9 protein-coding genes and 1 pseudogene are annotated in these 9,132 nt (G+C 38.2%); all 10 read left to right on the plus strand.

What is annotated here, in order from left to right; translation table 11 throughout:
- Positions 1-123 precede the first annotated feature (123 nt).
- Positions 124-240 carry a hypothetical protein gene (locus G6Q48_RS23150; RefSeq protein ID WP_336431278.1) on the plus strand — a complete coding sequence of 39 codons (117 nt, stop codon included), beginning with the start codon at positions 124-126 and terminating at the stop codon, positions 238-240.
- Positions 185-1,156, plus strand: coding sequence for a hypothetical protein (locus G6Q48_RS21315; RefSeq protein WP_207393063.1), 972 nt, complete (start codon positions 185-187; stop codon positions 1,154-1,156). The genes G6Q48_RS23150 and G6Q48_RS21315 overlap by 56 nt, the downstream gene beginning before the upstream one ends.
- 3 nt (positions 1,157-1,159) lie before the next feature.
- Positions 1,160-1,696 (plus strand): hypothetical protein, encoded by a 537-nt coding sequence (locus tag G6Q48_RS21320; protein ID WP_024008855.1) that lies wholly within the window; start codon positions 1,160-1,162, stop codon positions 1,694-1,696.
- Positions 1,697-1,833: 137 nt separating this feature from the next.
- Positions 1,834-2,130, plus strand: coding sequence for a TraR/DksA family transcriptional regulator (locus G6Q48_RS21325; protein WP_197701527.1), 297 nt, complete (start codon positions 1,834-1,836; stop codon positions 2,128-2,130).
- Between the two features lie 251 nt (positions 2,131-2,381).
- On the plus strand, positions 2,382-3,044 hold the full coding sequence (locus G6Q48_RS21330; RefSeq protein ID WP_024008857.1) for a hypothetical protein: 663 nt from the start codon (positions 2,382-2,384) through the stop codon (positions 3,042-3,044).
- Positions 3,041-3,865, plus strand: a complete 825-nt coding sequence (locus G6Q48_RS21335; RefSeq protein ID WP_024008858.1) for a patatin-like phospholipase family protein — start codon at positions 3,041-3,043, stop codon at positions 3,863-3,865. Before G6Q48_RS21330 ends, G6Q48_RS21335 begins: the two co-directional genes overlap by 4 nt.
- A 37-nt stretch (positions 3,866-3,902) precedes the next feature.
- A complete protein-coding gene (locus G6Q48_RS21340) occupies positions 3,903-5,129 on the plus strand; it encodes an MFS transporter (RefSeq protein ID WP_024008859.1) in 1,227 nt (408 codons plus the stop codon).
- A 355-nt stretch (positions 5,130-5,484) separates the two neighbouring features.
- Positions 5,485-6,972: a SulP family inorganic anion transporter gene (locus tag G6Q48_RS21345; RefSeq protein ID WP_024008860.1), complete on the plus strand. Its 1,488-nt coding sequence runs from the start codon at positions 5,485-5,487 to the stop codon at positions 6,970-6,972.
- Positions 6,973-6,982: 10 nt separating this feature from the next.
- Positions 6,983-7,834 (plus strand): universal stress protein, encoded by an 852-nt coding sequence (locus tag G6Q48_RS21350; protein WP_024008861.1) that lies wholly within the window; start codon positions 6,983-6,985, stop codon positions 7,832-7,834.
- A gap of 592 nt (positions 7,835-8,426) precedes the next feature.
- Positions 8,427-9,032: pseudogene (locus G6Q48_RS21355) on the plus strand (Y-family DNA polymerase); the annotation flags it as partial.
- Between the last annotated feature and the right edge of the window lie 100 nt (positions 9,033-9,132).

Here is a 9,132-nt window from a genome sequence, read left to right on the forward strand (position 1 = left end):
CCTGGGCGAAATGCGCCTGGTAAGCAGAGTTTTTGAAATGTAAGGCCTTTGAATAAGACAAAAGGCTGCCTCATCGCTAACTTTGCAACAGTGCCCTTTTTACGAGTATCTGGTACTTCTATGATGGACGCACAGATTCTAGATGGAGATATCGTCATAGTAGATAGTTCGATTGATGCAAAACATGGAGATAACCACGGAAGCTGGCTGGAAAGCATTCCATATACTGAATGCTATTAATACGCCCTATCGCAACAGATTTGCAAAGAAATATAATCATCGAATGTTTGCAAACTTGAAGGATATCGCTTTTCCCTACCCTATAGGAAAGAGCGCATTGCACACAGTAATTAATACGAAGTTTAACCGCGATAAATTTAATTTTACACTTACAGCAGAAGATATGGGGTATTTACAGACTTCAGACCCAACCCAAACATCTTTTAATCAGGGCGATAAATTTCACTTCTCTCCACATCAGACACGGCGCTCCCTCGCATACTACTTAATTGGTTATGAATTGTGTTCTTTCCCCGCCTTGAAGCAACAGTTTTCGCATTTGTCGATGGCGATGACGCGATGGTATGCCCGAAATGCCTATTCATTTGAAAAACTATACAGCGAAATACAAAAAGAGCGTGTCACACAACAAGCTGAGATATTTGCTCGCATATATCAAAAAATGGCGAATGGTGAGCGTATCGCGGGCGGTAAAGGTCAAGCAGCCGTTGCTGAAATTAGTCGCCAAGGTGAAAGTTATTTTGAAGATGGGGTAAGCAAACGCAAGCTATCAATTGACTACTGGATAGATCGGTTGACCAACGGGAAAGAACACTTACACGCTATTGCTCCTTCGATGTATTGTACTAACACTCAATGTTCAATGCGTATCAACATTGATTTAAGTGAATGTGTAGACTGCGAATATGACTTTATTGAAAATGCTGCTTATGCTGAATCCTCCCGTATGGACGCAATGCGCAACATTGAGTTTTTAAAAGAAAACAATGAATTAAATTCCAGTTCTGCAACCAAATACATGATGCAGGTAAAAGCTGCGGAAGCGATCATGGATGATCTAGGGTTTAAATATGAAAAGTATGAATTTGCAGAAGATGTGCTGAATTTAGTGATCGAAACGACAATGGGGACGTAAGGCATGGCAGACAAGTTTGGATTAAACTCAACAGAAAGGCAGTTAAGAGACGCATTGGCGCGACTTGTTGATCAAAAGCCGATTAACCGGGAGTTGAAACAAAAGCTTAAAGCTAACAAGCTTAAAATTGTTGTTTCTAATGTTGAAAAAGAAGCTGGGTTATCAAATGGATCGGCCAGACGCTATCCAGAAATAAAAGCGCTGATCGAAGGCGCTGAAGCAACGCGTGTTCATGGTGCAAGCAATGTGTCCGATAATGTGATTCGCAGTCACCCTCTCCACATAAAGGCTAAGGAAGACTTAGACAAAGCCAAAAAAGAAATCAAAAAGCTCAAGGGCGAAATTAAAAAGAAAGAACAAAAGCTTGGAGATTATAAAAAACGCTTAAAGTCTCAAGCCGTGAGAATGCACGAAGTCACCGTTGCCATGTGGAAACATATACCTGAAGAATGCAAGCATATTGAGTTAATGATCAAAATGGAAAAAACGGGGTCAACAAACAACGTTCTAGAATTCAAAAAACGAGAGAAGCTAGATTAGTTTTAGCCTCAACCTTTCGTATCGGAATACGGTTAAGTTATTGATGGCTTCTATTTATAATATATTTACAACTACTAAGGACAGATATGAGTGAAAATGAATTGCGATTAGCCTATTTCAAAAAGAAGCTTTTAGCCATGGAACGAGAGTTATTCGATGAGTTATCTGTAGGGATACAAACTGGCGGACATGCAACAGTACAGCTTGATCAACAAAGTGTCGGGCGTTTATCAAGAATGGATGCGATGCAAAGCCAACAAATGGCTTTAGAACACCAAAGAAGACGAGAAATGCAACTGGTTGCTATTCGAGGTGCATTACATAGGATAAAAGAAGATGATTATGGCTATTGTGTTCAATGTGGTGAAGATATCAACCCCAAACGCTTAGACGTTAATCCTTGTGTTATTAAGTGTATAAACTGTGCAACCTAATGACATGTAAAGGATTTGTTAAAAGCAAGCTTTACTTTGATAACAGTCATTGATACTATCAAGGAAACTTTTTTTAGAGCAGGCCAATGTAACAATTATCCATATCAACTATAACTCAGAAAATTTATCTGTTTTTAGTTTTCTTATTTCAAACTAATGAAATAAGTGATGTGGATTAAGTATGGTTTGCAATATTCCATTCACTTATCTTCATTAGATTCTATATAAATTATTTTATAATAAGGGTTTTAATGAACGAGCAAGATGTAGAACTTTATCACCACATGTTAAATGTTGAGTTAAAGTTCGTTTTTAATAATAAACTCCGAACAAATTATGATGAATTTAATTTCCCTAAGTTTGTAATTAAAGAATTTAAAGATCTTAAACGGAAAAAGAAAATATCATTATCATTATTTAAGTTTTTTAATAATGCTTTTATCCCTAATCAAAGCGGATTCTTAAACCGTTGGTTTAAAAGGTTCAAGCGATATGGTGATATATATAAAGTTAATGAGAGATTAAATGGTTGCACGGTCGAAGAACGGCTAGAGATGCTATTTTCTAAGTTGAACGACTATCAATTTGTCATAAAAAAACCACATAATGATAACATTGAGTTTTATGAAAACGAATCCCCTCACATATTATCATTTGGTTTTGTAGGTATACATAGCAATGAATTAGTAAATATAAAATCTGGCAGTAATGAAATTATGCTGACTTATTATATTGGTACTAGTGGGATTGCAGCAGAAACACTACTTATTTACCAACTGCAAAATTATGGCTTTAACATTTCACTTGAACTTCAAAGATCACAAACTCGATTAGCTCATAATGAATTTTCATATTTATTTATCGAACCATTCTATGAAAAATTAAGCTTGTGTTCTAAGGAGATAGAAAAATGATAAAAAATAAAGCACTTGTGGTTGAAGGCGGAGCGATGAGAGGAATATTTGCAGCTGGAGTACTAGACGCACTAATGGCTCATAATTATTATGATTTTAATTTTTTTGTAGGTGTTTCTGCTGGTTCTACAAATCTTGTTGGTTATTTATCAAAGCAAGTTGGCCGTAGTGAAAAAATCATCAAAAAATATGCTACTAGCTCTGAATTCATTAATCTGAAACGTTATATTAAGGGGGGGCACTTGTGCGATGTCGGGTGGCTGTGGAGAAGCTCATATGACAATGAGCCGTTACATAGACCATTTTTCATGCCGCTTTGGGTAGTGACAACAAATATTACTACGGGGGAGCCCTGCTATTATCAAACTTCGAGTGATAATATTAACCATTCTGCGATCATGGCTTCTTGTGCTATTCCGTTAGTTTATCGTTATTATCCCATGGTTGATGGTATACCAATGACTGATGGAGGGATCGCTGATGCTATTCCTGTCAAGTTTGCTTATCAGCAAGGCGCAAGAGATATTACGGTGATATTATCTCAGCCCTTAGGCTATAGAAAAAAGAAGCCATATATTTTAAAGTGGATGAAATCATTAGAAAAAGAGTATCCTCAATTATATACTGCGATGCTTAAGCGTCATGAAATGTATAATCAAGCGTTAGACTTTATTCAAGCTCCTCCTAAAGATTGCAAAATTAATGTGATTGCCCCCCCACCTTCATTCCCTGTTTCTCGTTTTACTCGATCTAAAGGAAAACTAGAATTAGGGTATCGACAGGGATTGGAAAAAGGTATCTTATTTCTAGAAAACGTATGATTGTTGTTTTCCAATCAATTGATTATTGGAGTGATTTTTGAGTAGTTATTTTCGTTTTATGAGCCAAGAATGGCCGCTTTTAAGCTTTGGCTTTATTACTGTTTTTATCGGTAATATTGGCCAATCATTTTTTTTGAGTTGGTATGGCGCAGATATTCAACAATCACTTAACATTTCTGCTGAGGACTATGGTTTCATTTATGCCATTGCCACGTTGTGCAGTAGTGCCGTCATTTTTATGGTTGGCGGCCTTGTTGACCGTTGGGCTTTGCATAAAGTGGTTATTGTCGTGTCATTTTTACTTTGTGTTTCCTGTTTATTAATGGCGAACATTCAAACTGTGTGGATGTTATTTTTTGCATTTTGGGGACTGAGGCTCGCTGGACAAGGACTCTTTCCACATACCGCGCAAACAACCATGCTTCGAGTTTACACTCACCAAAGGGGGAAAGCGCTTAGCCTTTCTGCTAGCGGAGTTGCCTTCGGTGAAATGGTGCTTCCCATAATTTTAATGACGACTATCGCTTTGCTTGGTTGGAGGTGGAGTTGGTTGATGTTGGCATTGATAGTCATGATTATTTATTTACCAATGGCTTTAACTTTATTAAAAAAGTCGAATACATCTGATAAGAAAAAACCTTTGGAACCCAAAAGCACAAAAACACAAGAGCAAGGGCGTAGAGATGTCGTGAAAGATTGGCGATTTTGGTCGATTATTCCTGCCGTTTTATCCGCTCCATTTATTGTGACGGCCGTATTTATTCAACAAAATTACTTACTGGAACAAAAGGGATGGCCTGCAAGTTTATTAGCGAGTAGTTTCGTTGCATATGGTTTTTTACATTGGGCAAGTTCTATGGTCTCTGGCTCTTTGATTGATCGTTTTCAAGCTAAATCTTTATTACCATTTCTTCCATTACCTTTAATTGCCGGTTTATTAGTCTTAACGTTATTGGATAATTACTGGGCTGCACCTCTATTTATGTCCTTATTTGGTCTAGGCATTGGTAGTTCCAGTCCTGTTATTAGTGCATTATGGGTAGAGATTTATGGGACTCAGCATATTGGAGCAATCCGCTCTATGGTGACCTCAATGATGATCTTTTCTACAGCAGCTGCCCCATGGATATTTGGGATATTTATTGAAAAAGGCTGGACAGCTTCCACTCTATTTGGTTTGTTTAGCGGCCTAACTATGATCGGATTATTACTTCTTATACCTGCTTATCAGTCCTTTAAAGATAAACAGTGTCATAGTGACTAAAAGAGTGTTAAAGATTAATTCATCTAATGATGAAGTGAAAAACCGTTTCTTTTTTGTTCTTACCATATAGACCTTTTGTGATATTCGTGTAACAATTCACACATTATTAATTTTAAAAGGATTGTAAGTTGCATATTACGCCGCCTTAGGCTACCCACCTCTTTCTTCAAAATTGTCACCATTTTGCGTGACTATTATGCCGTTTGCCGGCAGGTACCTTAGTACCATTTATTCTATTAATTTCATTAAATACAATTTCAAAGCAGCATAGTGCGTTCACTAAATTATCTTAGGCTAAATCTGCCTATAGGATCTTGTGTGCATCGATGTCGCTTTCTTTTATGATAGGATTTTCATGTTAGAAAAAATAAAACTTGAATGGTTTTCGAATGTTCGTGGCGATTTGCTCGCGGGTATTGTTGTGGCTTTAGCTCTGATCCCAGAAGCTATTGCTTTTTCTATTATTGCAGGTGTTGACCCTAAAGTTGGTCTTTACGCTTCTTTTTGTATCACTTTCATTATCTCTATTGTGGGTGGCCGCCCCGGAATGATTTCGGCTGCAACGGGTGCGATGGCGTTACTTATGGTCACTTTGGTTAAAGACCACGGTTTAGAGTATTTGTTAGCGGCAACTATGTTAACAGGGGTATTCCAAATCATAGCCGGATATTTAAAACTCGGCAGCTTAATGCGTTTTGTATCACGCTCTGTCGTGACGGGGTTTGTTAATGCATTAGCAATTCTTATCTTTATGGCTCAATTGCCCGAGTTAACCAATGTAACTTGGCATGTTTACGCGATGACAGCAGCAGGGTTAGGAATTGTTTATTTATTCCCATATGTTCCTGCTATCGGTAAAGCGATCCCATCTCCTTTGATTTGCATCATCGTTTTGACAATTGTAGCAAGCGTCTCTGGAATGGATATACGAACTGTTGGTGATATGGGGCAACTTCCCGATACGCTGCCTATTTTCTTATGGCCAGAAGTTCCACTTAATCTTGAAACTTTATTCATTATTTTACCTTATTCATTGGGCCTCGCTATGGTTGGTCTGTTGGAATCAATGATGACCGCCACGATTGTGGATGACCTTACGGATACCAAAAGTAATCGTAATCAAGAGTGTAAGGGACAAGGTATTGCTAACATTGGTGCAGGCTTAATGGGCGGTATGGCTGGTTGTGCCATGATTGGCCAGTCAATTATTAATATTAAATCTGGCGGACGTGGACGATTATCCACCTTAAGCTCCGGTATTTATCTTATCATCATGGTAGTTTTTCTAGATGAATGGCTTAAGCAAATCCCGATGGCAGCGTTAGTTGCAGTAATGATTATGGTAGCAATTGGTACCTTTTCTTGGAGTTCAATTAGAGATCTTAAAAAGCACCCATTATCAACAAATATTGTGATGATAACGACCGTTGTTGTGGTTGTGGCAACGCATAACTTAGCAATTGGTGTTTTTGTCGGGGTGTTATTAGCGACGTTATTCTTTGCCAATAAAATTGGTCGTTTTATGGTGGTAAAAACAGAGTCACCAGTAGATGCAAGCCGAACTTATCAAGTTATGGGACAAGTCTTTTTTGCATCATCAGAGCAATTTATTGAATCATTTGATTTTAAAGAGGTGGTGAATAAAGTTGTGATTGATCTCACTCATGCTCACTTTTGGGATATTACTTCAGTATCATCACTTGATAAGGTGGTGATTAAATTCCGACGCGAAGGAACAGATGTTGAAATTATTGGGATGAGTGAAGCAACAGAAACCATCGTTGATAAGTTTGGTGTGCATAATGATCCTAAAGAAGTCGAAAAGCTCATGGCAGGCCACTAAGGAGAAAGTAATGAATAACGTAATTACCTGTATTGATGGCTCAATCTATGCTGATTCCACTTGCCGTGCTGGCATTTGGGCATCGAATAAATTGAATAAAAAATTGTTGTTGTTACACGCAATTGAGAAAACACCATCAACCCAAGCCGAAGATCTTAGTGGTGCTATTGGCTTAGGCGCTCGTTCATCTTTATTAACTGAAATGGCCAGTTTAGATGAACAAAAAAGCAAATTAGCCTTGGAGTTAGGTAAAGAGATGCTGGAACATGCTTCTCAATTAGCGCAAGCACAAGGTTGTCACACAATTGAAAAAATGCAACGACATAGCGGTATCGTTGAAGCCATTTATGATCTGGAAGAAGAGGCTCGTTTAATTGTGATTGGACGCTCTGGTGAAAGCCATGGTGATAATTTCAATGTGGTGGGCTCTCACATTGAGCAAATTATTCGTCAAGTTCATACTCCTGTTGTTATTGCCAATAAAGAGTTTGCAGCCCCTAAAAGTTTTATGTTGGCTTATGATGGGCGTGAAACCGCAGATAAAGCGGTGAAAACTATTATTGAAGGAGGCTTACTTCATGGTTTGACATGTCATCTTGTCAGTGTGAAAAACAATCAACCTAAACAACAAGAAAAGTTTCAGCAAACCGAAGCTATGCTGAAAGAGAATGGATTTGAAGTATGTTCGAGTTTATTGGAAGGCAATGTATTTAATTCATTGATGGAATATAAATCGAGTCATGATGTTGAAATGCTTGTGATGGGCGCATTTTCACGCTCTAAGCTGGCACAGGTTTTCCTTGGCAGTAATACACTTAAAATGATGGAAAGTACTCAACTACCAATGGTAATTCTTCGCTAAGAAATTTTATTGGTTGTACTATTAGTCCAGCACAATTGAGTGCTGGTCTTTTTTGTCAAATTAAGTGTGATATACCTTATCCCTCCTTAATTCTGGTTCAGAAAATCTTTCCACAGAAGTTTCTGTGCGTTTATTGATGACTCAAGTATCAATGAACAACATGTAAAAATCCGAAGTGCAGTGACACTATTTGCCCCTCAATATCAAGAGTACTTGGTTAAAACGAAAAGGCTAACTCGCAACTCTTGGAATGATCCTGTAATGGCTGCTCTATAAGTTACTGGGTATCAAATGTTTGAGTCTAGTACAGTGAAAGTTGCACGCAGGGTTCTCAAGAAGACGGCTTTTAATAACAAATGTCGTCCACCCGACAAAGTGAATTGTGTTGGTGCTGAGTGAAGATTGTACATTCGATCCCTCGGTACTAAACTTAGTACATCTTAGTAATCCAATTGGTAAAAATTAGACATGTTGATGAATACTTACTATTAAAAATAGACAGCTGATTAAGCTCGGTGATTTTTTTAATATTAGATACTATCAACCTATGAAAGGTAATGGTTAATCGCTTACTTATCTATCTTTGACAGGAATTCTTAGCCAACTGTACGCGCTTTATGCTGACATCAGCAACCGCGTAATGGACACACTATCAGGTTTTGCCCCACGAGTAGAAACATATAGTATTGACGAACAATTCCTTGATATGACCGGTATGCTTAGAAATTTCCCGTTAGAAGATTACGGTCGCAAGATACAACAACGAATTTTGCAGATTGCTCATGTACCTGTCGGTGTTGGTTTTGCTCAAACTAAAACACTGGCTAAACTGGCAAACCATGCTGCTAAAACATGGACCAAAACAGGCGGTGTAGTCGATTTGAGTGCTACTTCACGTCAGAAAAGGCTCATGTCCCTTGTGCCTGTTAATGAAGTATGGGGTGTGGGTAGAAAAATAAGTAACCGGCTAAATGCTATGGGAATAGTTACAGCGCTTGATTTGGCTAGGGCTGAAACAACCATGATCCGTAAAACATTCGGTGTGGTTGTAGAACGCACTGTGAGAGAGCTGAACGGTGAATCTTGCATCGAGCTTGAAGAAGTAGCAAAAACTAAAGAGCAAATCATTTGTTCACGTTCATTTGGAAAAAAAATTGAGCTCTATGAGCATATGCATCAGGCTATCTGCGAGTATTCAGTGTAGTGGTCAACTAAAATTGGCCACGGTTTTAGAGTTTTTCCGGTATTGGTTTTCTGATTCGTTTGGTGGTAATCCACCGTTATATTCATGCGGCCTG

The organism is Providencia sp. M-27 (assembly GCF_011077905.1).
In the GTDB taxonomy this organism is placed as follows: Bacteria; Pseudomonadota; Gammaproteobacteria; order Enterobacterales; family Enterobacteriaceae; genus Providencia; species Providencia huaxiensis.